Consider the following 23,396-nt stretch of genomic DNA (forward strand, 5'->3'; position numbering starts at 1 on the left):
ATGTTGCTGAACTGTGGCGGATACCTATCCGCTGTCGCCGTCCTCTCGTCGAAATTTCGCGCGTTTGCGAAAGCGAAATATCGTGTATGCCACAGCTCCTGCGAGAATGGTGGCAACGATCCCCATGACTATTATAAAATCGACGGGCTGTTCCTCGTATCTCATCACGACAGGTTCGCGGTAGCGGCTGTTGCCGAAACGAATGCTGCCGGTGGCAAGGCTGTGGCCGAGCAGTATCGCTAGCCCCAGCGAGACAACGATTCCTTCCCACGGGCGGGTCTTGGCTAGTTTTCTGACTTCTGGATCCATCTGTTTGGAGATTATTAAAGACGGCGACTACTACGAAATGAGGCGCTAGGATATGCTCGAACAATAAAAGGGACTTGAAGCATGCGTAACATGCTCCAAGTCCCGTTTGAAATCGATTAATAAAAACAAGGCTTCGAACTCGGACCTCTATAGGCTCTAGGGGGTGAATTCCGAGAAGGCTTGGATGGTTCCGAGTCCGGCTGGAACGGTTGCTTCGAAGGTCGCTTGACCGTTGGCGTCGACGGTGACGTCCGGATCGTCCACCGCTGGCAGCGTGATGATTTCTCCGCTAGTGGTGATACGAAGCGTCACGGGAGTGCCCTCGGGGATGTTTTCGCTGTCCACTAAAATGGATACAGTGCCCGCAGCGGTAAAGACCACGTCGGGAGTTTGCAGGTTTCCGGAGGGAGGCAGTGCCACGTTTTCCCCATCGACGCTTGTTACGGTGAGGGTGGGAATATCGCCGAAGTCAGGCGCCGCGATGGGAGCCGTAGCGGTCGCTGGAGGAGTGGCCTTTGCGGCGAGAGGGCGGAAGAAGGCTTCAATTCTGATTCGACCAGCTCGCGCGTCCGAATAAGCGCGACCGCCCCGAGCCCAGAGGACTCCCGAGCCTTGCACCCGGTCCGCCATGAGCTTGATGGCTCCTCCGGAACCATGTCCACCGTAACTTCCGCCGCCCCATGTCTGGTCGCCTCCATCGGTATTGATATGTCCGTTAATGGTGATATCGAGATCGGAAGCGATCAATATTGCGCCGCCCCCGCCGGCGCCGTGTCCGCCGTTTCCGGTATCGGTAGAGGCACCACCGCCACCGCCGGAACCGCCGACCAAGGGGAGCAGCAAAGTGTTGCCGTAGGTATCTTTGAAATTCCCGTCGGATCCGTATTGACCGGAGGTGACTCCCGGGGCGCCGCCTCCGGCTCCTTGTCCTGGGGTGCCCGCATAGTTACCTGAAACGTCCCTGCGAATGGCTCCCAGACCACCGGGCGCCCCTCCTGGACCTCCCAAGGCGTAGTTGTCGGAACCGTCATTGCTCTTTGCGTTCTGGCCGTCGAGACGAAGGATACCCCCTATGTTCACTGCGCCGGTAGCCAGCCAAACGACGGGCGTATTGGCGGCGTTCTTGGTGAATCGCATCTCTATGTTTGAAGGGATGTCGATTGTGGTGAAATTCCAGATACCATCGGCTTTCTCGGTCATGTCGAAGTAGTAGAGCCGTCCGGTTAGGTAGGTCCATTCTCCGGTAGAAAAGGACCACGCGTCGTAACCGTATTCGTTGGCGACGGAGTTGCTGAAAGCGTCCATGTATCCGTTAATTATTACGATCTGCTGGTTAACGGAATCGTATGTTGCAGCGTGATTGTAACGGCGTGTTGGAATATTTGACGTATTGATTATGGACCAATCTCCGTTCTTGAACTCCCAGGTTTGATCTCGGTCTGAGGTTCCTCCGAATATGATGCCTGATTCTCTCGTTGGGTCGTAGACGAAGGTGTAGCCCCAACCCACATCTGGTGAACTGCCGGTGGCAATCTCGGACCAAGCTCCGGATTCGTATTTGTAGGTTTTGCGGTAGTTCTCCGAGTAAAGCAGGATCGACGAGTCTGCTTCGTTATAGATGGCTTTCGCGTATTGGTGGCTTCTGCTTGGGGTTATTCCGGTGTTGCCGAGGTCGCTCCAGTCCGTTCCGTCCCATTCCCAGACGTCGTTGAGTTGCTGGTTTGTTGCTGAGTAGCCGCCGACTATCCACATCTTTTTCGTGACCGGATCGGAGACCAAGCTGTGCCAATCGCGTGGTGTAGGAGTGTCGACTGCTATTTGAGTCCAGTCCGTCCCGTCCCAAGCCCACATGTCGTCCAGTTTGGTGCCGTCGGCTCGATAGCCGCCGAACATGACGAGCCGTTCTCCTAGATAGTCCCACGCTATCGCTGCGTTGGCGCGGCCGGATACGAAGGTGTCGGTTTCTACTTCAGTCCAACCGAGTGTGGGATCGCTGGTGACCCAGGTTTCAGGATAGTAGCTGTTGCCCCAGTAACCGCCGAACATAACGTATTGTTCGTTTACTGGGTCATAGCCGAGGACATGCCCTTGTCGGGTGATTGGATGTGGAGGTACGATAAGGGGGCCGTCAGCGCCAGTCGAACCGCTGCTGAAGGGCAGGTCGTCTTGTCCTTGCAGGATCGCGGAAGAGGTCAGTGCTAACAACCCGACGACCAGCTTCAACCATCCGTAGGGTGAACTTTTTCGGTCGTGAATTGGTTGGGTGAGCCTTGTTTTCGATTTCATGGGTGTTTTGTTGTGAAAGGATGTCGTTGATTTTTGCTTACTCGGGGGTTGCTTCGTAGGAAACCTCCTGCGAGATCGCTATGCGGGTTTCAGAGTCGGCGGGCAGCGGAATTGCGTTTAAGTAGCTGGTGAGGCTGGAGGTAATGGAGAAGAGGACCTCGTCTCCGGCCGGCACTGGCAGCGCGTTCAGGTAGCTAACGGGGCTCGAAGCCACTGTATAGAGTTCCTCGAACGGGTTCACTTGGGCAGGCAGCGCGTTCAGGAACGATACAGGTCCGCTGGAGATGAGGGAGGGTGGCAGGGAGTTGGGGGAGAGCGGATTGGTGCCTTCGTTGATTTCGTCGAAGTCGGTTATGCCGTCGCCATCGGTATCGATTTTGAATACGTCGGAACCTCCAGCGAGCTCTTCGCCATCGGTGAGGCCATCGCCGTCTTCATCGTAGTTGCCGTCCCAGGTCCCGTCATCGTTGGTGTCGCGGTCGTTGGGATCGCGATCCAAGAGGAATTCGCCGATGGCGCTGAGGTTGTCGCGATCCTTGTCCTCCTCGCCGTCTGGGATACCGTTGTTGTCGGAGTCGGGGTTGAAAGGATCTGTTCCGTGCTCGAGTTCCCAGAAGTCGGGAAGCCCGTCTCCGTCGCTGTCCACGAATCCCAAAACCTGGAATACGCTGAGGAACGTTTCCTCCAGTTCGTTTCCTGCCACGTCCGACAAGGGGGGCGATATTTCGACCTGGTAGATATCGTTCGGCAGTTCAGCCAAGTATTTCCAGTGGATGCGATTGGTTGTCTCGTCGAAGCTGAGCTGGCCTGAGAGAACGACGTCATCCGCAGTTCCGAGCAAGCCGTCGGTGGAAGCTCGCTTTACCTTGAAGGTATTTGAATTGATGGTGGATGTATTCAAGTTTTCGCTACTCACGGCAGTGATCGCCGAAATCTTGCCGACGTACGCTGCGTTCTTGGGGATGATGGCCTTAATCCGTGGAGGAGTGCGGTCTGGCACTAAGGTGATCGTGGAGGTGTCGGAGGTGGTCATGTTTCCTCCCGTGTCGGTCGCGACCGCGTAAATGGTGAAGGTGTTTTGACTTTCGCCCAAGAGGGGGGCTTGAAGTCTGAAGTTGAAGGGGAAGTTTCCGTCGGTCCCTGAAATCTCATTGTTGATGTAGAATTGCACGTTGCGGACCTGCACGTCGTCGGTGACGTCCGCGTGGATGTCGATCAGCTTGCCTTCCTCGAACTCTAGCCTGTTGCCTTCTTCTGGGTTGGGAACGGCGTTCGTTTCTATATCGATTTCTGGAGCGTTGCCGAAGCGGTCGAAGGCGAGGTAGTTGACCACCTGTAGGCCACGTTCGCTATCTGCCACGTATCCGCGACCGTTGTATATGGTGACGCTCGAGGCGAGACCGAGGGTCTCGTAGGTGGTATCGAACTTCAGTTCCTGCCCGTTGGCGCCTAGTTGGTAGAGGGAAACGTGGTGAGCCCCGTCGTTCGTACTGTTTTGGGAGACGGCGGCGAGTCCTTGTCCGTTGCCGTTCAACGCAATCTGCTTCCATCCTTGCTGAGCCGTCGCGTGCCGAATAGCCAAGGTGGGATTGCTGGGGTCCGATATACTGAAAACGTTAAGGCCGCTCGTGAAGGTGGTGTAGAGGAGTTTGTCTCCCACTGCGATCCGCAAGGGACGCTGGCCAGCTCCGACGCTGCCTGACGATGTTACGTTTCTGATGAACTCGAGGCCTCCGTCTTCGATTTTGAATACAGAGAGGGTGCCCGTTCGCAAGGCATAGAGGTAGTCGCCCTTGACCGCTAAGCTCCAGATCCGGCCGCTTAAGCCTTGGTACCTCGAAATTTCGACGCCGGATACGAGGTCTACTGCCGCGATCAATCCGTTAGCTCCACCCGCGAAAGCGATGGTACCGTAGGTGGTGACCGCATAGATGGCTTGGTTTAAGTTAACAGTGTGAGAGATGAAGGATTCGGGGGGATCGGAGATGTCGATAATGGTGAGTCCGGAAGAGCTGTCTGCGACAGCGACGTATGTGCCGAAACTCGAAACTTGATATGCGTTACCGGGTGTATCGATCTGCCCAATACGAGTTGGACTGCGGCTGGCTTCGATATTGAAGATGGATACGCCGGACTCCCGCGCCGCTACGACGGCGATATTATTGGTCGCGATGATATCGAATGCAGTTCCGGGCACTGGAGCGCTTGCTATCACTCCTGTCTGCACGAGGGCCCCGTTGAGCGGGTCGGTACCTTGCTGGATTTCTGCGGCGTCGTTGATTTGGTCGTCGTCGCTGTCCGGATCGTCATCGAAGGTGCCAACGATAAATTCTCGGATGTCACTGAGGCCGTCGTTGTCGCCATCGGGATCTTGCAGGTCGAAAAATCCCATTTTGGGAATTTCGAAGGTTTCGCCGGCTCGAGGCGTGGTGAAAGTGGTGCTTCCGAACATGAGCGAGTCGGCATAGAGCGCGTACATGAAATACTCGGTTTGTGGAGCCAGGATGACGCGAGAAATTCCTTCGTAGCCCATTTGCCCGCGGGCGATGACGTTGCGTTCGAGGATCCAGCCCTCGCTGCTTGCTTCGTCTTGCGTTGGTTGACGGAAAATAACGTAGTGGAAGGTGCCGCCGCCGGAAACATCTTCTCGGGCAATGACGAGTTGGACGCGTTCGCGGCGTTCTTCCAGCGGGTCCACTTGAGCTTGAAGAGGAAGCGGGCTAGCCAGCGACAATGCGGCGAGGAGAATCGAGGCAACCCAGCCCATCGAATAGAGCGGGTGGCGAGGCACCGCCGTTTGGCGGCTCGAGTGCTTTGGGAAAGTTCTCATTTGCGTCTGGCTAAAAGGAGAAGGGCGGTGGCGACTATTAGCACGGCAGCTCCAGCGAGCCACGGCCATAGGGACTGTTGGGCAGCGAGGTCTTCTACTCCCGTCGGAATGGATGTTTTTCCCTTCGGTTCGAAGTCCCAGCCGGCTTGCATTGCCATGGGGTCGGGGATGTCATTGTCGCTGCTTGTGGAAACGACGCCGACTGGCTCTTGGGTACGAGCGAGAATGCCGGCGTTGGCAAGCAGCGGCCGGAGGAAAGGCTCTTCGAAATATTCTCGGCGTTTAAGAACCGTGTCGGCGAGTCCATGAACGTAGAAATTCGTAAGCTGGAAGCCTTTCTCGGGATGCTCGTAGATGGCGGAGTAGTTTAGCGGGGCTCCCGTTACCGTTGGATCCGTGGGCGTGTAAAAGATGAGGTAGAGGGGGGCGGCCTCCATGACGAAGACGATGCGCGATCCCAGATCCAGTCTTTCCTGGCGGAAGGCCTCGTAGGCTTGTGCGCCTTGGTCTACGGCCCAGTTGGAATAGCGGCCTTGGCTGAAATCCGTATAAAAGGCTGCAACGTCGTCTGGATTCCCGTTGGCCAATGCCGACATCGCCTCTATATAATAATCCACCGCCGCGTTGCCGGTTTCTCCGAGCGGATTGAAGGCGTCGACATCGATTTCCACGCCATCGAAGCGATAGCGAACGGGCTGTCCCTCGGTGCCGGGAATATCGTAGTCGTAGTCGAACTCCTCTGGGCCGCGTTGGTCGGGACCTTCTTCGTATCCGGTTTGAAACGTGTAGGTGAGGAGGGAGGCAACGGGGTCGGTTGGGGCGACGCCTTCGTAACGCAATTCTCCATCGCTCGGATCGCGAATGAAGCGGAACGATCGGTAGTAGCGTTCTCCGGTATCCACGGGCAGCCACCACACCATTAGTCGGCTGTCCCCCATGTGCACGACTCGATCGAGCTGCATGAGATCTGGATATTCGCTCAGCATTCCGCTGAATGCGTCGAGCAACTGCCTACCGTCTTCCCGGCTCCTGCCCTGAGGAACGACAGAAAGGTCGAGCGCCTGGTCGACATCGCCCGAAAGCAGGGAGAGAGCGAATCGATTCATGGCCAGCTTGTCTTCGTCCGTTCCCGGCTCGAATTCGACCATGGGGGCGTTTACCGGTTCGAAGCTGAACTCGACGATGAGGTCGGTAAGCGAGTCCGTGCGATCGACGCGCATGGGTGTGCGCCACCGTTCCGTTTCCAGATTCTCTTGAGCAGCGAGAAACGGGAGGAAAGCGAATAGGCACCCCGCAGCTAGCAGGGGGCGGATTACTGGCGATGTTGCGAGCCTGAGCATCACGGATAGATCTGATATTTGTAGGCTACGCCGACACCAAGGGCGCTGAACTCGATGCCGAATTGGATTTTATCCAAGCCAATGTTACCCGTGACTCCTTTGCAGGAGTCCACGTTGGTGAAGCCTTTGAAGGCGATGAAAAGAGGACCGGAGACGCTGAAGGAGAACTCGAAGTCGCCGCAAGCTGCCCAGCGCCCGTAACCGATACAGGCCTCCGCGAGCGCCTCGACGAGGACCTCTGGTTTCAAGTTCAGGTTCATGGCGAACTCGTAGAAGCCGCAATTTTTTCCCGTACAATCGTTCAGTTCGAACCCGACCGAAACTCCGACGCTCGGGTTGACGTTGAGGTTCACGCCAGCGTCGATGACGATTTCGGCGATGAGGACCTTGAAGTCCGCTTGGAAGTGGATGAGCGGAGGACCCCAGATCTTCACGCGAATAACCGCTGACAGCTCGGCCTTGGTTTCCGCCTTTTTGCGACCGTTGGTGATCGGTTCCGAATCCTTATCGGGGCAGCAGTCTTGCATTTCCCCGCCAGAGGCTCCGACGGCCACAGCCACTTCGGCCCTCACGCGAGGGATTCGGTTCAATAGATTTTCGAATTTCTTTATCGCGCCTGAGGGGACTTTTCCGACTTCAGGGCCAGACAGCGAGACGACGGCGCCCTCTTCGCAATCTTCGCATTCTTCGTCTTCGGCGCAGTCCTCGTCCTCGTCTGCGTCCTCGTCCGTATCTGAATCCTCGTCCGTGTCCGAATCTGAGTCTGTATCAGAGTCCGAATCGGAGTCACCGTCGCTATCGGGCAAGTCAGAGTTATCGTCGCCATCGTCGTCGTCGCCCCCAGGAAGATCGGTGAAGTCGTCGGCGTCATCGTCGCCGTCACCGTCTCCGCCACCGCCGCCGCCGGAGCTGCCGGGATCCTGGCCATGCCAACCGGGTTGTCGCACGCCGACTCCGGGAATCGTCTCCAGGAACATTCCGTCGCTGGTGACCTGCATGGGGCCTGCGATCTCCCATTCGCCCACATCGTGGTCGAAGCTCCAAAGGGCGCTGCGTTCGCCCGGGGCTAGCTTTTCGCCGGTTTCGGGATCGGGCGTGTTTGGCAGCCGGATGGGGACAGGAACGTCGAAGTTGGTGGCGCCGTCGGTTTGGATCGTGATCACGAGCGGCAAGTTAAGCCCGGGGGGCAGCGCTTCCGGCAGGCGATCCGGGGCGACCGGGGCGATGCCCACGCGTCCGCCTCTGGTGCCGTCGTTTGCGAAGAGGGAGTTGGCTGGCACCCTGAGCTCCGTTCCTGCGAGTTCCGGACTCTCTTGGAGCAAGCTTGCTGAAGGTTCGATTTTCGTCTCCTCGGTCGTACTGACGGTTACGAGGGCTTCGGGTTGGATGTACGGTAGGTAGATGATTCCGCTGCCGCCACCGGCGGGGTTGTCGGTCTTGCCGGCCACCGCGGACCAAGCTTTGCCGATAAAGGGATAGTAGCCGCTGTTCGGAAATCCTCCCGTGACGGGGCGACCATCGATGTTCACGAAGAACCTGCCCGCCGGAACAGGGCTGAGCTCGAACTTGCCTGAGGCGTCCGTGGTGGTGCGGGTGTTTTCTTCGTCGCCTACCACCTCGATAACGACTCCTTGCAGTGGCACGTTCTGGCCCTGCTCGTTTTTCTTGGACGCATAGACGGTGCCCACCACTCCGGTATTGACCACCGGCGTGTAGCTGAGCGTTTCGAAGTCGGCTCTGGCCAGAGCGGTCGTGGAGCCGTTGCCGTTGGGAGCGATGGGGCGCCCCAGGAAATCTTGCAAGCCGACTCCGTTGAAGGTGACGCGGATCCTCGCTCCGCTAGGGAGGTAGTCGAGGTAAAAGAGGGTGGCCTTGAGCCGATCGCTGGAAAGCTCGACGCGCGTAAGGAGTCGCTTGCCGGCGAAGGTTGCGTAGAAGTGGTCGTTGGTGAGAACCGTATCCTCCTTCAACGGCATGGAGAAGCGCACGATCGTCTCGCGGGTCGGCGAGACTTTGAATTCCCCGTTCGCTGGCGAAAACTGGATGATCTGCGCGAGAGCGAGGGCGCCGGTGGGCTCCCTCTCGAGAATGAGTCGAACGAGATCTTCGACATCTGTGGAGGTCAGCAAGCCGTCTTTATTAACGTCCGCGAGGGAAGTGACTTCGGCAGGCAGAAACGCGATGCCCTGGAGGTGGCTGACCATGAGGGCGACGTCCTGAACGTTCGCGACACCATCCGTATTCAGGTCGCCGAGAATCGGATCTTCAGCTTTCGTCGCGGAGGCGAGTAGCAGGGGGGCGAAGAAGGCTACTAGGAGCCTCGCCTTGTGGAGGTTTCGAAGAACGGAAGAGAAGGGCATGGCGATTTGGAAGGGAAGATTAGCCCATGGGTTAGGACGATTGTTTGACCTCTAGGTCTACGAAGGTGGCGGGGGACTCCGCGTCGAGCGGGAGGCGGAGTTCCACGGAATGGGATCCGTCTTGGTTGTCCGTATCGGAAACGTCGCTGGGAACGGCGGCTTCGAAGCTCTGGAGGTCTGAGGAGGAGCGCAGGCTCCAGTCCACGCCTGTGGCGCTTGAATCGCGTATGAACGAAACGACGAGCGCGGCGCTGCTTTCATCCCGTTCGACCTTTACCCTAGGTAAGCGGAGCACCTCGGGTTTGTGGGGATTGAGTCCAAGCAGGTAGGCGAGCCCGTTGGCGATGCCGGAGTCGAGCGGATCGGAGTCGAAGGCGGCGTTGCTGGTGTCGCCGAAGTGGATGGAGCCGAAGCTGTCGTAATCGGTAATCTCGGACTCGTTATAGGCTTGGAAGGCTCCGATATCGAAGGTCTTTTCCAGGTCCGCATTGTCCACCGCCACGAGAGTGAGGGGAAAAATCCCGGAGGTAGCGGGGGTCCAATCCAGGGGGAAGGGGCTCGCCGCTGCGGCGTCCAATTCGGTGCTGCCGGTGAGGAGCTGCAGGGACTTCAGGGATCCGTCCAAGTCGAAGGCGATGGACTCGAGGCTGAGTGTGTCGCCAAGCTCCAGCGACTGGTGGGGAAGGAAGTCCTGGGCGAGGACGGGAAAGGCGTTGGGCGAAGCCGTGACCACTTGGCCCGAGGCGTCGCTGGCGGTGACGTTTTCTAGGCTGATGGCCCCGTCTGCCGCTTCCAGTCCGTCGGAGAAAGTGATGCTGACCGTGCCGCTGGAGGCGATGGGAGCGCCCGTTTTAGAGTATACCACGAAGCGGTGGGCTCCGGACTCGATGACGGCCGATTGCACGTCGTGGTCGGAAGAGCCGTTGAAGAGCGGGAAGCCGATGGCGTCGAGCGGGCTGTCGGAGGTGACGTCGAATTGCAGGGCGACGCCAGTGGGATCGACGGCGAGATTGAAGGATACAGGAAGGTTGGCTTGGGCGACGCCTGCGAAGGCGATCGCAGCCAACGCGGAGGAAAGAACCCTGTTGCAATATTTCATCGGGAGAGGCGCTGGTGAACAAGACCTCAGATCCGATTAGCAGTAATTGGGGGAGGCCAAAGAAGTAGGAAGGACTGTCTATAAAATGCGCTTTAGGGCCCCAAAACTCAACCTTATACTGCTAAAAAGATGTAAACTAGTAGCGTTTGTAACATGGGGTTAGCGCCTTTAGTATAATCTTGGTGACAGCTTGGTATGATCTACGATCGTATTGAGTGATTACCCTTTGTTTCGGGCCTTATATAAACTTCGCTGCGGTCCGCTTTCCTCCGTTTGGGAGCCAGCTTTGCGAGGTATGACCTTCTCTTTATGCTAGCGAGTCTTGGAGTTGGATGGTCGGGCGCTGAAATCCTGGGAAAAAGCTTGGAAGAAATGGCGTTGCGCTGGGGCGTCGGCTCGCTAGGGCCTTAGCTGCTTCCAAATGTTAAATCCTGAGATAAAGAAATTCATAGCCAAGCACGCGAAGAAAAGCCCTGAGGAGCTGGCCTTGATGGCGGGGCGTTATCCGGATCTGCCGATGCCGTTTATTGCCCAGCAGGTGAAGGGGCGCAGTCGCACGCGTTCGAAACTGCCCAGTTGGCATGCGAACGAGGACGTGGTTTTTCCGAAGTCTCTGGCCTTGGAGCAATGCACCTCGGAAGCGGTAGCGCGCTTTCGGGCGGGTCTGTTGGACGCGGGCGGGACCGCCTTCGATTTGACGGGGGGCTACGGGGTGGACGCCCGCTTTTTGGCGGAACGCTTCGCTCGCTACCTCTACCACGAGCGCGATGAGGAATTGGCAGCGATCGCGGCCGCGAATTTTAGGGTCTTTGGCTTGGCGGATAGGGTGGCTGTGGCGCATGCCGACGGCGTCGAGAAATTGAGGGCTCATGAAGGGGATTTGGACCTTATTTTCGTAGATCCGGCCCGCCGCGACAGCCGGAGCTATCGGATCTCCGCCTTGGAAGGTTGCGAGCCGAATATCTTGCAGGAATGGGACTTTTTGCTGGGGAGGGCTCGCCGAGTGGCGGTGAAGACCTCTCCGGGCTTGGACGTGTCGAGTTTGCTGTCTGACTTGGCCGGAGTGGAGGCGGTGTACGTGATCTCGGTCGAAAACGACTGCAAGGAGCTCTTCGCCGTCGCTCGCAAGGACTTCGCGGGCGAGGCGCGTATCCATTGCGTGAATATCCGGAAGGACGGATCGGTGGATGAACTTTCCTTCTTCTTGTCCGAAGAAAAGGAGGCTGACGGGGAGTTTGCCGCTCCGGGCCGGTTCTTGCTGGAGCCGAATGCGTCTATCATGAAGGCGGGCGGCTTTAAGGCCGTATCCAAAAAATGGAACTTGAAAGCCTTGAATCCGCGAACGCGACTCTACGGCTGCGATGAGCCGCCAGAGGATTTTCAGGGTCGAGTCTTCGAGATCCTGGACGATGTGCCGATCGGCGGCAAGGAGACGAAGAAGCTCTTTCCCAAGAAGAAGGCGAACGTGATTTCGCGAAACAGTGGGATGACTGCGGAAGAGTTGCGCAAGAAGTTGGGCTTGAAGGAAGGTGGAGAGCTGTTTGCCATCGGAGCGGCCGTGACGGGCGTGGGACGTCGCCTGTACGCCTGCAAGCTGGTTCGAAATTAGAACGAATAGGTAGTTAGGGTATGGATACTGAAAATCGGGATGAGTTGGAATGGGCGAAACGGGAACTGGCGGCCTTGCGGGAGTCGGTGCGTAGTTGCGTCTTGGCGACAGCATCATCGAGCGGGCAGCCTCTTTCCAGCTACGCTCCGGTGTTTATCGACGAGGCAGGTGACTTTTTCGTCTACGTGAGCGCCATGGCGAAACACTACGCCCACTTGAAGAAAACGGGGAAGGCGAGCTTGAGCCTTATCGAGGACGAATCGGTTGCGCTGGAGTTGTTCGCTCGGAAGCGCGTGACGGTCGACTGCGAGGCGGAACTGATGAAGCGCGACTCGGCTCCCTGGATAGCGGCGATGGCGGGACTGGAGGCACGTCACGGCGCCACGGTGGGATACCTGAAGGGCTTACTCGACTTCGACTTGTTTCGCCTGCGGCCGTCGGAAGGCAGGCTGGTCCTAGGATTCGGCAAGGCCTACCGCGTGTCTGGGCCGGGTCTCGCGGAGGTGGCCTTTCTGGGCGCCGGCGGCCATCGCAGCGCTAAGTAAAGGGCGAAGCTTAGGGTTCGTCTTCCTCTGCGACTTCGGGAAAGGCAGCCCGTAGTTCGTCGTCGATCGGCATCGGGTGGCCGTTGCTGCGGTCGATGTAGACCCAATCGGATTCGCCGCTGGCGACGACCATCTGGTCGTCGGCCCGCACGAACTTGTAGCGTCGCAGGGCGCTCGCTTTGCGCATCTCGTGGGGCCAGGTGTAGACGATGAGCTGTTGGCCTTCGAGGGCAGGGCGGTGGTACTTGATGAAGTGGCTGCGGATGACCCAAGTGGCGCCCAGCTCGTCGAGACGTTTTGCGTCGTAGCCGACCGCTTTGGAATGGGCGTAGGCGATGTCCTGCATCCATTGCACGTAGACGACGTTGTTCACGTGCCTGTTGGCGTCGATGTGGGAGGAGGAGACCTTGATCCGGTGCTTGAAGATTCCTTGTTCGATCATGCTGTTGGGAGTTGGCAGCCCAGCTTAGGAGATGGCCTTGACTGGTACAATTCTCATTTGGGAGAGCCACGCATAATCGCATTTGCTTCCAATCTCGCAGCGCCTCGCTAATACCTCTTGAGCATGCCCCGCTTACTTTTCCCTGTATTCGCTCTATTGCTCGCTAGTTTCCTCGCTTCCTGCGCAAAGGAAACGGCTCCTCAACAGGACGAGCGCCTTTTCGAGCTCCGCGTCTACCATCCTTTTCCCGGCAAGCTGGAGGCCTTGCACGATCGCTTTCGAAACCATACCTTGGCCCTCTTCGAAAAGCATGGAATGCAGCACGTCGGGTATTGGGTCACTGACGGTGCGGATCCGAAACTGGTGTACCTCGTAGCCTTCGCGGACCAGGCGGAGAAGGAGCAAGCGTGGAAGGGCTTCCTCGCCGACCCTGACTGGAAGGCTGCCTATGCGGAGTCGATCAAGGCGGGGCGGCTAGTGGAGAGGGTCGATAGTTCCTTGCTGCGGACCACGGACTTCAGTCCGGCGATCGTTCAGGAGTCGGTTGAGCCGGCCCGCGTGTTCGAATTGCGTCGCTATCAAGCGAGCGAAGGGAATCTCGCCTCCTTGGACGAGCGTTTCCGTAGCGCTACCATGGATCTGTTCGCCAAGCATGGAGCGAGCAATCTCGTCTACTTCCATCCGGCGGACGGGGAGCCTGGGGCGGAGGATACCTTGATCTACTTGCTTGCTTACGAGTCGGAAGCGGCTCGAGAGCGGATGTGGGAGGCGTTTCGCAAGGACCCCGAATGGATACAGGCGAAAACGGCGTCCGAAGCGAAGGCGGGCGGACCGCTGACGGCGAAGGGCGGCGTAACGAGCCAGATCTTGCGTCCTGTCGACTACTCGAAAATCCGATGATCGCAGTACGGTGATGGATTGCTTTAAGAGAAGGCAGGCCTGCTGCGGCGTTTCTGTTTATCGTTCCACCGTTTTATCAAGCCACGACCTATTGACCCTATGAAGTATCTGTTGAAGTTTTGTTTAGTTGGAGTCGTATCCGCACTTTCCTTACAGTCGTCTTTATCCGCCCAGAATTGGGTCTCGCTATTCGACGGAAAGAGTTTCGAGGGGTGGCGTATCAATGAGCGACCCGAGTCCTGGGCGATCGAGGACGGGGCCTTGGTGACGCGCGGGGAGCGTTCCCATATCTTCTACGACGGAGAGGTGGCCAATCACGACTTCCGGAATTTCGTTTTCGAGGCGGAGGTGATGACCTCGCCCGGATCGAATTCGGGGATTTATGTCCACACTCGCTTTCAGGACGAAGGCTGGCCAGCGGCTGGTTACGAATGCCAAGTGATCAATTCGAATCCTGCTGGTCCAGCCAAGTACGTTGAGCGCAAGATGACGGGCAGCATCTATGCGGTGCGCAATGTCTGGAAAGCGCCGGCGAGCGACAACGTTTGGTTCAAGTATCGGATCCACGTATCGGGAAAGACGATACGAACCTATATCGATGGACGATTGATTTGCGAGTATACGGAGCCGGAGAATGCCTGGCGTCCCGACGACAAGAAGCAGCGCTTGCTGAGCTCAGGAACCTTCGCCTTGCAGGCCCACGATCCGGGAAGCGTCGTGCGCTTCCGCAATATCCGAGTGAAGCTCTTGCCAGACGATGCGAAGAGCTCCGGCATGGCGGAGAAGGATCGGGAGTTCGATCGCCTTCTAACCCAATTCGCCAACAGCAACCACCCCTTGATCGATATTGGGATATCCACGCCTTCGCTCGACTATGCGGCGGAGCAGGCCAGTGAAAGCCGCATGCTGGGCGTAAGCGTCATCGATGCGGACCTGTCTAGAGGGCCGGCCAGCTTGCTGGTTGTGAACGACCGGGAGAGCGCTCCTGACGTCGAGGCCTTGAAGGCCGCCAAGGCCCGAGGCTGCAAGATCGTCTTTTCCTCCGGCGGCGCTACCAAGCTGGACCGCTCCCGGATCAAGGCTCGCTTGCTGGCGATGGAGGCGGCGGAGCTTTCCTGGGATGACCTGTGGGTCCCCGGTAAGGAGCTCTAGGCGACGTTCGAGTGGGCGCGCCGGTAGGCGACCGGGCTCATGTTTTGCGAGGCCTTGAACTGCCGCGTGAAGTAGTTGCTGTCGTTGAAGCCGACTTCGAAGGCGATTTCCGATACGGATAGCTTGGTGCTCATGAGCAGTGTCATGGCCTTCTGGATACGAAGCTGCAGGAGATAGTTGATCGGCGTTTCACCGGTCGCGGTGCGAAAGACCCGCATGAAGTTGGCCCGCGACATGTGAGCCATTGCGGCGAAGTCCTCTACTTTCCATTGCTTGGAGAAGTCGTCCTCGATGCAGCCGATGACCTTGGCGACGCGCAGGAGCGCTTCCGCGTTGGTAGAGTCGCTGTCCTGGTAGAGACGCGACAGGTAGACGACCAGCTCCACGAACTTGGCGAACATGGCGGCCTCGTAGCCTTCGAGTTTGCGCTTCACTTCCTGGTCGAGTTCGAGGGCGATGCGTTCCGAGTGGGCGAGGGCTTTCCGGTTGAGATGGAGGTGGCTGGTGAAGCGGTGCTGCTTTCTGAAGAGGGGTTCCAGCAGGAAGAGGGCGCGGTAGCCGGGAATCTTGCGCAGCCGAGCTTCCGGAAGGTTGAGGAGCTCCGGGTCGAACATGATGTTCGTCATCTCCAGGTTTTGCAGGTCGTAGTAGTAGTGGCTTTGGTGTCCTTGCAGGACGAATACGTCGCCGGTGGTCACTGGAAACTCCGACCCTTCCAGCCAGTGCATGGCGCTGCCGTTGGTGATGAGGGCGAGTTCGCAGAAGTCGTGAGTGTGGCGAACCTCGGTCAAATCGTGCTCGTGCGTGATTTCGCTGTCGGCCCCGGCCTTGATGCGTCGCACGGTGAGGGGGTGCTGGGGGTTGTCGAAATAGTTGGCCCCTTCGGCCACGACCTCGGCGGGGAGAACTTTGTTTTGCTCCTTCGTGCTCATAGTTTCGGTAAAAGGGTCTGTGGCTGCGGGGATTTTAAAGGGTGTGTTGCTGGTTGTAGATGTGTAAGTTGTTTATCCACAATGGAAAACACGTTCGATTCTCGCTCGGGTTCGAGCTTGAGACGATAATGCTAATAATTGAGCAAATGTTAAAGGCGGAATTTTGCTTTTCCTGCCATAATGGTCGTCCTTTACCCGAAAACCCTCTCAGCACATGGCATACTTAATTGGAATCGACGTCGGAAGCTCCTCCGTAAAAGCATCGGTATTGGATGCGGAAACGGGCAAATGCGTAGGCACGGCCTTCGCTCCCAAGGAAGAGCAGGGCATCAGCTCGCCCCAGGCGGGCTTCGCGGAGCAGGATCCGCAGATGTGGTACGACAATGCCCGGATCGCGGTGCGCGAGGCCATGACGGCGGCCCGCATCACGGGGGACGCGATCAAGGCGGTGGGGATTTCCTACCAGATGCACGGTCTAGTCTGCGTGGACAAGAACCGCGAGGCGCTGCGCCCTGCCATCATCTGGTGCGACAGCCGGGCGGTTCCCTACGGACAGGCAGCCTTCGAGGCGATCGGGTCCGAAAAGTGCCTGAGCCACCTTCTGAACTCTCCGGGCAACTTCACCGCTATGAAGCTAGCTTGGGTGAAGGAGAACCAGCCGGAGCTCTACGAGAAGATCGACAAGGTCATGCTGCCCGGCGACTGGCTTGCCATGAAGCTGACCGGCGAAGCCCAAACCACGGCTTCGGGCTTGTCGGAAGGGATGTTCTGGGATTTCAAGAACGAGCAGGTCTGCGACTTTTTGCTCGAGCACGCCGGTTTCTCGCCGGACCTGATTCCAGAAATTGTGCCCACTTTTTCGGTACAAGCCAGCTTGACCAAGAAAGCGGCGGACGACTTCGGCCTAGCGGCCGGCACCCCCGTTTCCTACCGCGCTGGCGACCAGCCTAACAACGCTCTTTCCCTCAACGTGCTCAACCCCGGTGAGATCGCCGCGACCGCCGGCACTTCCGGCGTTGTGTACGGGGTGACGGATCAAGTGAAGTACGATCCGCAGTCGCGGGTAAACACCTTTGCCCACGTCAACCATGCCGCGGAGGCGCCTCGCCTCGGCATCCTGCTTTGCATCAACGGAACGGGTATCTTCAATTCCTGGATGCGCCGCACCATTGGCGTCAGCAGCTACGAGGAAATGAACGCCTTGGCGGAATCCGCCCCCATCGGTGCGGAAGGTTTGGTGGCCCTTCCGTTCGGCAATGGAGCGGAGCGCGTATTGTGTAACCAAAATCTGGGCGCATCCTTCTCCGGTCTCGATTTCAACCGCCATTCGAAGGCTCACCTCTGTCGGGCTTTGCAGGAAGGGATCGTATTCTCTTTCCAATACGGCATCGAGCTGATGAAGCCGCTCGGCCTCGAGATCTCCAAGATCCGGGCCGGGAAGGCGAACATGTTCCTGAGCGACCTGTTCTGCCAAACGCTGTCCGGCGTGAGCGGTGCAGGCATCGATCTTTACGAGACGGATGGATCGCTCGGCGCCGCTCGCGGAGCGGGCTTCGGTGCGGGCGTGTACGCGAGCTTGCCGGAGGCCTTCGCGTCGCTGCGCCAGGTCGGGGAAGTCGCTCCCGCCGCTGGCGACGCCTACCAGTCCGCCTACGCAGCTTGGAAGCAGGCGCTCGAGCAGAAACTCTCATAAGTCGAAACGATCAACCCAAAACCCTTTAACAGGAAAAATACGAATCATGAGTATCATCACAGGAGACAAGGAATACTTCCCCGGCATTGGGGAGATTAAGTTCGAAGGTCGCGACAGCGACAACCCGCTCGCGTTCAAGTGGTACAACCCGGACCAGCAGATCGGCGGCAAGTCCATGAAGGAGCTTTTCCGTTTCGCCATCGCCTACTGGCATACCTTTTGCGGCACCGGCGCGGACCCCTTCGGTCCCGGCACCAAGGTTTTCCCGTGGGCTGACGGTTCGGACGCGGTGAGCCGCGCCAAGGGCAAGGCCGACGCCGCCTTCGAGTTCATCACCAAGATCGGCGCTCCCTACTACTGCTTCCACGATTTCGACCTGGTCGAGGAAGGGGCAAGCTTCAAGGAGTCCGAGGCCAACCTCGCGGCGATCGTCGAGTACCTCAAGGGCAAGCAGGCCGATTCCGGCGTGAAGCTTCTCTGGGGCACGGCCAACCTCTTCAGCAACCCGCGCTACATGAACGGCGCCTCCACCAATCCCGACTTCAACACGGTCGCCTACGCAGGCGCCCAGCTCAAGAACGCGATCGACGCGACCATCGCGCTTGGCGGCGAGAACTACGTTTTCTGGGGCGGCCGCGAAGGTTACATGACCCTGCTCAACACGGACATGAAGCGCGAGAAGGAGCACTTCGCCCAGATGCTGAAGCTGGCTCGCGACTACGCTCGCAAGAACGGCTTCAAGGGACAGTTCTTCATCGAGCCGAAGCCAGCGGAGCCCTCCAAGCACCAGTACGACTTCGACTCCGAGACGGTGATCGGCTTCCTGCGTGAGCACGACTTGCTCGACGACTTCAAGATCAACATCGAAGTGAACCACGCCACTCTGGCTGGCCACACCTTCCAGCACGAGCTGCAGGTTGCGGCTGACGCTGGAATGCTCGGCAGCATCGACGCGAACCGTGGCGACTACCAAAACGGTTGGGATACGGACCAGTTCCCGATGAACATCAACGAGATGGTGGAAGCCATGCTCGTATTCCTCAAGGCCGGCGGCCTGCAGGGAGGCGGCGTAAACTTCGACGCCAAGACCCGTCGCAACAGCACCGACCTGGAAGACATCTTCATCGCCCATATCGCCGGTATGGACGCCTTTGCCCGCTCCGCTCTGATCGCGGACAAGATCCTCAAGGAATCCAAGCTGCCAGGCCTGCTCAAGGACCGCTACAGCAGCTTCGACTCCGGCAAGGGCGCAGCCTTCGAAAAGGGCGAGCTCACGCTCGAGGACGTCTACGCCATCGGATCCCAAGGCGGCGAGCCTGCTCAGATCAGCGGCAAGCAAGAGCGCTACGAGCAGATCATCAACGACTTTCTGTACTAGGAAGCTCGATACGAATTGTAGGTTTGCAGGCGCGGCTTCGGCCGCGCCTTTTTTGCGTCCCTCGCTACGGAGTGGGGAGGCGCTAATCTCGTAGGGCTGACACTCGCAGGCATGCCGCAATGCAGGTGGGCGTGCGATGAGGGGCTCCGCGGCGTGCCGCGAGCGGCAGCCCTACGGTTCAAGGGCGCGTTCTGAGGGGCTCCGCGGCGTGCCGCGAGCGGCAGCCCTACGGTTCAAGGGCGCGTTCTGAGGGGCTCCGCGTCTACCGTTGAAAATGGCGGTATGAGGCTGCTGCGATTTACTTTAGAATGCGTGCGTACCGATTCGACCTCAAGTCGGTGCCGATCGTTTTCCGAAATCCCCTTTCGTACTCCCGGCAGCGCCGCTTGCGTGCCTACCGCTGGGTTCTTGGGGGCGATGGACGGCGCGGCGGCGGGAGGTCGAGGCACGAACCCTTTTAAGATGAAGAGACTTTATTCTGTATTTTATATCGCGCTGGCGCTCGCAATGGGCGGGGCTGGCCTGGCTAAGGCGGCGGAAGCGCCCGTTAAGGCGGATTTCTATGTGTCGTCATCCGGCTCGGACTTTTGGTCGGGAACGATCGCCGAGCCGGATTTGGGCGGCAAGGACGGGCCCTTCGCAACCTTGCAGCGGGCCCGCGACGCGGTGCGGGAGCTGAAGCGAAGCAAGAAGTCCGATATCGTGGTATTGGTGCGCGGCGGCGTTTACACCTTGAACGATACGGTGGTCTTCGGCGTCGAGGATTCCGGCGAGGGCGACGCCACCATCACTTACAGCGCCTACCCTGGCGAGACTCCGGTGTTTACCTCGGGGTTGCCCATCGAAGGGTGGAAGCCGGTCGAGGGCGAGTTGCCAGGATTGCCGCCCGTTGCCCAGGGGAAAGTGCTGGAGGCCGCCGTTTCGCGCAGCTTCAAGACGCTCTACGACGGAGAAGGGCGACTGCCGCGGGCTCGTTCGGAAGGGTTCATCCCGATCAAGGGAGGAAGCCGCAACCGATTGCATTATCCGGAGGGCAAGCTGAAGGCTTGGTCGAACGTGGAGGACGTGGAAATCATCGTGCGTCCGCACCACGCTTGGATCACCAATATCCTGCCTCTCGCTTCCGTGGACGAGAGCCAAAATATGGCCTACACCTCCCTGGACGCGACGTATGCGATGAACGTCCTGCACTTTCTGAAAGACACGGAGTCGTGTTGGGTTGAGAACGTTTTGGAGGAACTCGACGAGCCAGGGGAGTGGGTTTTGAACACCCAGGAAGGAAAGGTCTACCTGTGGCCGCGAAGCGATTCGCCGGTGCTCGCCCCGCAGCTGATCGAGCTGGTACGCATCGAGGGCGATGTGGATGTGGAGGGACCGGTTGACGTGCCGGTGCGCAATTTGGAGATCAGGGGGCTGACCTTTACGCAAGGGGATCGCTACTTGGTCGAAAAGGATGACGCCGGCCTGCAGCACGATTGGGATTTTCTGGATAAAGGGAACGCTTTGCTGCGCTTGCGTGGCACGGAAAATTGCGTGATCGCGGATTGCCATTTCACCCAAAGCGGCAGCGGAGCGATCCGAGTGGACCTGCATGCGATCGGAAACGAGATTTCCGGAAATCGCATCAATGCCCTTGGCGGGGCGGGGATTCTGCTTTGCGGATACGGCCCGGGCACGAAGGACGTGAATCGGAACAATCTCGTCTACAACAACCACATTCACGATGTGGGCGAGATTTACATGCATTCGCCCGGTATCATGATCTGGCAAAGCGGCGAGAACCGTGTCGCCAACAACCTGATACACGACCTTCCTTACTGCGGCATGATCGTGTCCGGCTGCATGACTCACTTTTTCGAGAAGAAAGGCGACGGGCGCGAGCTGACGCGCACGATCCGCTGGCATGAGATCGGGGGCGGTCCGTCGGAGAAGACTTTGGACGAGGTGCGTCCCTTCCTGCACACGCACGACAATCTAGTGGAGTACAACGAGATCCATAACGTGATGGAAAAGCTCGGCGACGGAAACGGGATCTATATCCGGGGAGCCGGGGCCAACAACGTGATTCGTCGCAACTATATCCATCATTTGGTGACGCCGATGTTGATGCAGGCAGCGATTCGCACCGATGGCGGGCAGATGGATACCTTGATCACGGAAAACGTCATCTACAAGTGCATGGCTCAGGGGATTATCCTCAAGCTCAACAATCAAGCGATCAACAATATCGTAGTGGACGTGCTGGCGCCGCCGCGCGGCTACTACCTCTCGCTGCGGGAAGGGCCCTTGAATGACGCGGTTATCCAGAAGAATATTTTGTATTCGCGCGGCAAGGACACTGTTTTCATCGACGAGTTGGAGCCTGGAAATGGTCGCAAGACGGAAGATCGAAGAGGGCGCGCTTTGGCTCGAGCCATGGACGCCGATACGGATCTGAACATCTATTATAGCGAAACGGATCCGGTCCTGGCCCAGCAGATGTTGCAAAAGCAACGCGAGAACGGAGTCGACGAACGAAGCAAGGCGGTCGATCCCCTGTTTATTGATCCCGAAAATGGCGATTTTCGCTTCGCCCCGAATTCGCCGGCTTGGCAGATGGGAATCGTCCCCGTCGATGTAAGTGAAATGGGACTGCGCAAGCCTGTCTCCCGCTATGCCGAAAAGTAGTTTTTGTTCGTTAGTTAAACCCAATTATATCCTAAAAATGAATACCTATAAATTGATCATCCTCGTTCTCGTCGCAGTTTCCGCTGCTTTTGCCCAGGCGAAGCCTAAGGAAGCCGCGGCTGACTCTTTGACGCAGGAAGCCTATGTTGCTGCCGTGAAGGAGAGCATGGAAAAGAAGGGCAAGGAATTTGACGAGAAGAAGGCCGTTGCCCGCTTCAAGCGTATGGATGCGGATAAGGACGGCGTGCTGACCAAGGAAGAGCGTCAGGCCTTCGCCGCCAAACGCAAGAAGCAGTAGGCTGCGCGTTCGTACGAATTCGAAACGATTATCGGTATGTTGAGAGGATCTCTTTGGGGCGCCTGTTGTTTGGCTATCAGTATGACGCTCGCAAGCGTCGCTTCAGGCGAGCCGCCGCAAAGGGGTCCGAACATCATATTCATCTTCGCGGACGACTGGGGCTATGGCGACTTGAGTTCCCATGGCAGCAGTTTCGTGCAGACGCCGCATCTCGACCGGATGGCGGCGGAAGGCGTCGATTTCGCGAACTTTTCGGTTAACAGCCCGGTCTGCACGCCCAGCCGCGTGGCAGTCATGACCGGGCAGTTCCCGGCGCGTCAGAGTATCCACCAGCATTTCCAGAGCGTTAAAGCTCACATCGGCCGCGGGATGCCGGACTGGTTGGATACGCAGGCTCCGTCTCTTCCCCGCATGCTGCAGGGAGCGGGCTACAAGACCGGCCACTTCGGAAAGTGGCACCTCGGCAGCGTTTCCGATTCTCCGACCGAGGACGAATATGGATACGACCGTTTTGCGACCTTTAACGGTTCGGGCAAGGTGCCGATCGGAAAGGGCGGCCTGGCGTCGGTCGACCACGCGGAGCGCTTCATTCGGGATTTCAAGGACGAGCCCTTTTTCGTGAACCTGTGGCTGCACGAGGTGCACACGCCGCATTTGCCCCAGGAGCGCTTTATGGAAAAGTTCAAGCATCTCGGCGAGGCGGAGCAGGTTTACGCTTCGGTCATTGCCGAGGGCGACGAGGCGGTTGGGCGCATTCTGAGCCTGCTAAAGGAGCTCAATATCGACGAGAAAACCTTGGTGGTGTTTTCCACCGATAACGGTCCAGAGCGCTCGACCGACGACAAGGGGCACAAGGGCCAAGGCTTGGGCAAGTTTTATTCGATTGGGGAAACCGGTGGCCTCAAGGGGGAGAAGCGTTCGCTTTTCGCGGGCGGCGTGCGGGTGCCGTTTATCGTTCGCTGGCCCGGAGTGGTCCCGCAGGGAAAAGTGGATACAAGCTCGGTGCTGACCGCGGTAGACCTGTTGCCGACCTTTTTGGAGGCAGCGGGCGTGGAGCTGCCGGAGGGCTACGAGCCGGACGGGCAAAGCGTTCTGGCTGCTTTCAAGGGAAAAACGTTTTCGCGTCGCAAACCGATCTTCTGGGAATGGCGCGGTGGCGACAATCAGGACTACACTTGGCCTTCCCTAGGGATTCGCGACGGGAAGTGGAAGTTGCTGCTCAACCAGGAAACCGGAGCGCAGGAGCTTTACGATCTGGAAAGCGATTGGGCGGAGCGCGAGGAGCTTTCGGCTCGCTACCCTGAAGTCGCGCAAAAGTTGAAGGCGAAGCTGATGGACTGGAAAGCGAGCCTGCCTGAGAAGCCGAGCGAGAACGCGCTTTCGAAAGCTCGTAGCAAGGTGAAGCGGTAGCGGCCCTTGAAGGTGGGGTGTTTGCCCTGCTTTGGTGGTTCTTGTGGCGCTCTGGATTCGAATCGCTCGAGCGTTTCGATTGGGCCGCGGTTCCGCGTTCCCTCCGAGCTTCGAACAGAGTACCCTCCTTTTAGGGGGTGGTGGGA

The 23,396-nt window shown here is 58.3% G+C and carries 17 protein-coding genes; 9 read left to right on the forward strand and 8 right to left on the reverse strand.

All coding sequences use genetic code 11. The features are described from left to right. Positions 1-24 precede the first annotated feature (24 nt). The 6 genes from QEH57_RS06155 to QEH57_RS06180 form a co-directional block, all read right to left on the reverse strand. Positions 25-309, reverse strand: a complete 285-nt coding sequence (locus QEH57_RS06155) for a hypothetical protein (protein WP_309005814.1) — start codon at positions 307-309, stop codon at positions 25-27. A gap of 156 nt (positions 310-465) precedes the next feature. Further along, a complete protein-coding gene (locus tag QEH57_RS06160; RefSeq protein ID WP_309005815.1) occupies positions 466-2,595 on the reverse strand; it encodes a kelch repeat-containing protein in 2,130 nt (709 codons plus the stop codon). Between the two features lie 37 nt (positions 2,596-2,632). Further along, positions 2,633-5,425 (reverse strand): Ig-like domain-containing protein, encoded by a 2,793-nt coding sequence (locus QEH57_RS06165; RefSeq protein WP_309005816.1) that lies wholly within the window; start codon positions 5,423-5,425, stop codon positions 2,633-2,635. Next, positions 5,422-6,645: a hypothetical protein gene (locus tag QEH57_RS06170; RefSeq protein ID WP_309005817.1), complete on the reverse strand. Its 1,224-nt coding sequence runs from the start codon at positions 6,643-6,645 to the stop codon at positions 5,422-5,424. Before QEH57_RS06170 ends, QEH57_RS06165 begins: the two co-directional genes overlap by 4 nt. 119 nt (positions 6,646-6,764) lie before the next feature. Beyond that, entirely contained in the window at positions 6,765-9,125 is a 2,361-nt protein-coding gene (locus QEH57_RS06175; RefSeq protein WP_309005818.1) for a dockerin type I repeat-containing protein, read from the reverse strand. Between the two features lie 31 nt (positions 9,126-9,156). After that, positions 9,157-10,224 (reverse strand): hypothetical protein, encoded by a 1,068-nt coding sequence (locus QEH57_RS06180; RefSeq protein WP_309005819.1) that lies wholly within the window; start codon positions 10,222-10,224, stop codon positions 9,157-9,159. A 421-nt stretch (positions 10,225-10,645) separates the two neighbouring features. Here QEH57_RS06180 and QEH57_RS06185 point away from each other — a divergent pair, with 421 nt between their 5' ends. Then, the gene (locus tag QEH57_RS06185; RefSeq protein WP_309005820.1) at positions 10,646-11,833 is read left to right on the forward strand and encodes a hypothetical protein; all 1,188 of its coding nucleotides are present in this window, start codon (positions 10,646-10,648) and stop codon (positions 11,831-11,833) included. 20 nt (positions 11,834-11,853) lie between these two features. After that, positions 11,854-12,378, forward strand: a complete 525-nt coding sequence (locus tag QEH57_RS06190) for a pyridoxamine 5'-phosphate oxidase family protein (RefSeq protein ID WP_309005821.1) — start codon at positions 11,854-11,856, stop codon at positions 12,376-12,378. A gap of 10 nt (positions 12,379-12,388) precedes the next feature. Here the strand turns inward: QEH57_RS06190 and QEH57_RS06195 are convergent, their stop codons facing one another. After that, positions 12,389-12,820 (reverse strand): acyl-CoA thioesterase, encoded by a 432-nt coding sequence (locus QEH57_RS06195; protein ID WP_309005822.1) that lies wholly within the window; start codon positions 12,818-12,820, stop codon positions 12,389-12,391. Between the two features lie 123 nt (positions 12,821-12,943). Here QEH57_RS06195 and QEH57_RS06200 point away from each other — a divergent pair, with 123 nt between their 5' ends. Together QEH57_RS06200 and QEH57_RS06205 are read left to right on the forward strand one after the other, a co-directional pair. Next, on the forward strand, positions 12,944-13,720 hold the full coding sequence (locus tag QEH57_RS06200; protein WP_309005823.1) for an NIPSNAP family protein: 777 nt from the start codon (positions 12,944-12,946) through the stop codon (positions 13,718-13,720). A gap of 99 nt (positions 13,721-13,819) precedes the next feature. Then, entirely contained in the window at positions 13,820-14,872 is a 1,053-nt protein-coding gene (locus tag QEH57_RS06205) for a DUF1080 domain-containing protein (RefSeq protein WP_309005824.1), read from the forward strand. Here the strand turns inward: QEH57_RS06205 and QEH57_RS06210 are convergent. Then, a complete protein-coding gene (locus tag QEH57_RS06210) occupies positions 14,869-15,804 on the reverse strand; it encodes an AraC family transcriptional regulator (RefSeq protein ID WP_309005825.1) in 936 nt (311 codons plus the stop codon). The genes QEH57_RS06205 and QEH57_RS06210 overlap by 4 nt on opposite strands. Before the next feature lie 214 nt (positions 15,805-16,018). Here QEH57_RS06210 and QEH57_RS06215 point away from each other — a divergent pair, with 214 nt between their 5' ends. The 5 genes from QEH57_RS06215 (at position 16,019) to QEH57_RS06235 (ending at position 23,250) form a co-directional block, all read left to right on the forward strand. Continuing rightward, positions 16,019-17,497: an FGGY family carbohydrate kinase gene (locus tag QEH57_RS06215; protein ID WP_309005826.1), complete on the forward strand. Its 1,479-nt coding sequence runs from the start codon at positions 16,019-16,021 to the stop codon at positions 17,495-17,497. Between the two features lie 46 nt (positions 17,498-17,543). Beyond that, a complete protein-coding gene (gene xylA, locus QEH57_RS06220; RefSeq protein ID WP_309005827.1) occupies positions 17,544-18,875 on the forward strand; it encodes a xylose isomerase in 1,332 nt (443 codons plus the stop codon). Between the two features lie 507 nt (positions 18,876-19,382). Further along, entirely contained in the window at positions 19,383-21,542 is a 2,160-nt protein-coding gene (locus tag QEH57_RS06225) for a right-handed parallel beta-helix repeat-containing protein (RefSeq protein WP_343224757.1), read from the forward strand. A gap of 37 nt (positions 21,543-21,579) precedes the next feature. Further along, on the forward strand, positions 21,580-21,840 hold the full coding sequence (locus QEH57_RS06230; RefSeq protein ID WP_309005829.1) for a hypothetical protein: 261 nt from the start codon (positions 21,580-21,582) through the stop codon (positions 21,838-21,840). A gap of 81 nt (positions 21,841-21,921) precedes the next feature. Beyond that, positions 21,922-23,250 carry a sulfatase-like hydrolase/transferase gene (locus QEH57_RS06235; RefSeq protein ID WP_309005830.1) on the forward strand — a complete coding sequence of 443 codons (1,329 nt, stop codon included), beginning with the start codon at positions 21,922-21,924 and terminating at the stop codon, positions 23,248-23,250. Positions 23,251-23,396: the final 146 nt, after the last annotated feature.

Origin of the sequence: Pelagicoccus sp. SDUM812005 (genome assembly GCF_031127875.1) — a bacterium.
In the GTDB taxonomy this organism is placed as follows: Bacteria; Verrucomicrobiota; Verrucomicrobiia; order Opitutales; family Opitutaceae; genus Pelagicoccus.

Bases quoted from the DNA above. Each gene is read 5' to 3' on its own strand.
- QEH57_RS06190 (WP_309005821.1), top strand. From the start codon at position 11,854: ATGGATACTGAAAATCGGGATGAGTTGGAATGGGCGAAACGGGAACTG.
- xylA (WP_309005827.1), top strand. From the start codon at position 17,544: ATGAGTATCATCACAGGAGACAAGGAATACTTCCCCGGCATTGGGGAG.
- QEH57_RS06165 (WP_309005816.1), bottom strand. From the start codon at position 5,425: ATGAGAACTTTCCCAAAGCACTCGAGCCGCCAAACGGCGGTGCCTCGC.
- QEH57_RS06170 (WP_309005817.1), bottom strand. From the start codon at position 6,645: ATGCGCGTCGATCGCACGGACTCGCTTACCGACCTCATCGTCGAGTTC.
- QEH57_RS06230 (WP_309005829.1), top strand. From the start codon at position 21,580: ATGAATACCTATAAATTGATCATCCTCGTTCTCGTCGCAGTTTCCGCT.
- QEH57_RS06235 (WP_309005830.1), top strand. From the start codon at position 21,922: ATGACGCTCGCAAGCGTCGCTTCAGGCGAGCCGCCGCAAAGGGGTCCG.
- QEH57_RS06195 (WP_309005822.1), bottom strand. From the start codon at position 12,820: ATGATCGAACAAGGAATCTTCAAGCACCGGATCAAGGTCTCCTCCTCC.
- QEH57_RS06185 (WP_309005820.1), top strand. From the start codon at position 10,646: ATGTTAAATCCTGAGATAAAGAAATTCATAGCCAAGCACGCGAAGAAA.
- QEH57_RS06205 (WP_309005824.1), top strand. From the start codon at position 13,820: ATGAAGTATCTGTTGAAGTTTTGTTTAGTTGGAGTCGTATCCGCACTT.
- QEH57_RS06225 (WP_343224757.1), top strand. From the start codon at position 19,383: ATGGGCGGGGCTGGCCTGGCTAAGGCGGCGGAAGCGCCCGTTAAGGCG.
- QEH57_RS06160 (WP_309005815.1), bottom strand. From the start codon at position 2,595: ATGAAATCGAAAACAAGGCTCACCCAACCAATTCACGACCGAAAAAGT.
- QEH57_RS06200 (WP_309005823.1), top strand. From the start codon at position 12,944: ATGCCCCGCTTACTTTTCCCTGTATTCGCTCTATTGCTCGCTAGTTTC.
- QEH57_RS06175 (WP_309005818.1), bottom strand. From the start codon at position 9,125: ATGCCCTTCTCTTCCGTTCTTCGAAACCTCCACAAGGCGAGGCTCCTA.
- QEH57_RS06180 (WP_309005819.1), bottom strand. From the start codon at position 10,224: ATGAAATATTGCAACAGGGTTCTTTCCTCCGCGTTGGCTGCGATCGCC.
- QEH57_RS06215 (WP_309005826.1), top strand. From the start codon at position 16,019: ATGGCATACTTAATTGGAATCGACGTCGGAAGCTCCTCCGTAAAAGCA.
- QEH57_RS06210 (WP_309005825.1), bottom strand. From the start codon at position 15,804: ATGAGCACGAAGGAGCAAAACAAAGTTCTCCCCGCCGAGGTCGTGGCC.
- QEH57_RS06155 (WP_309005814.1), bottom strand. From the start codon at position 309: ATGGATCCAGAAGTCAGAAAACTAGCCAAGACCCGCCCGTGGGAAGGA.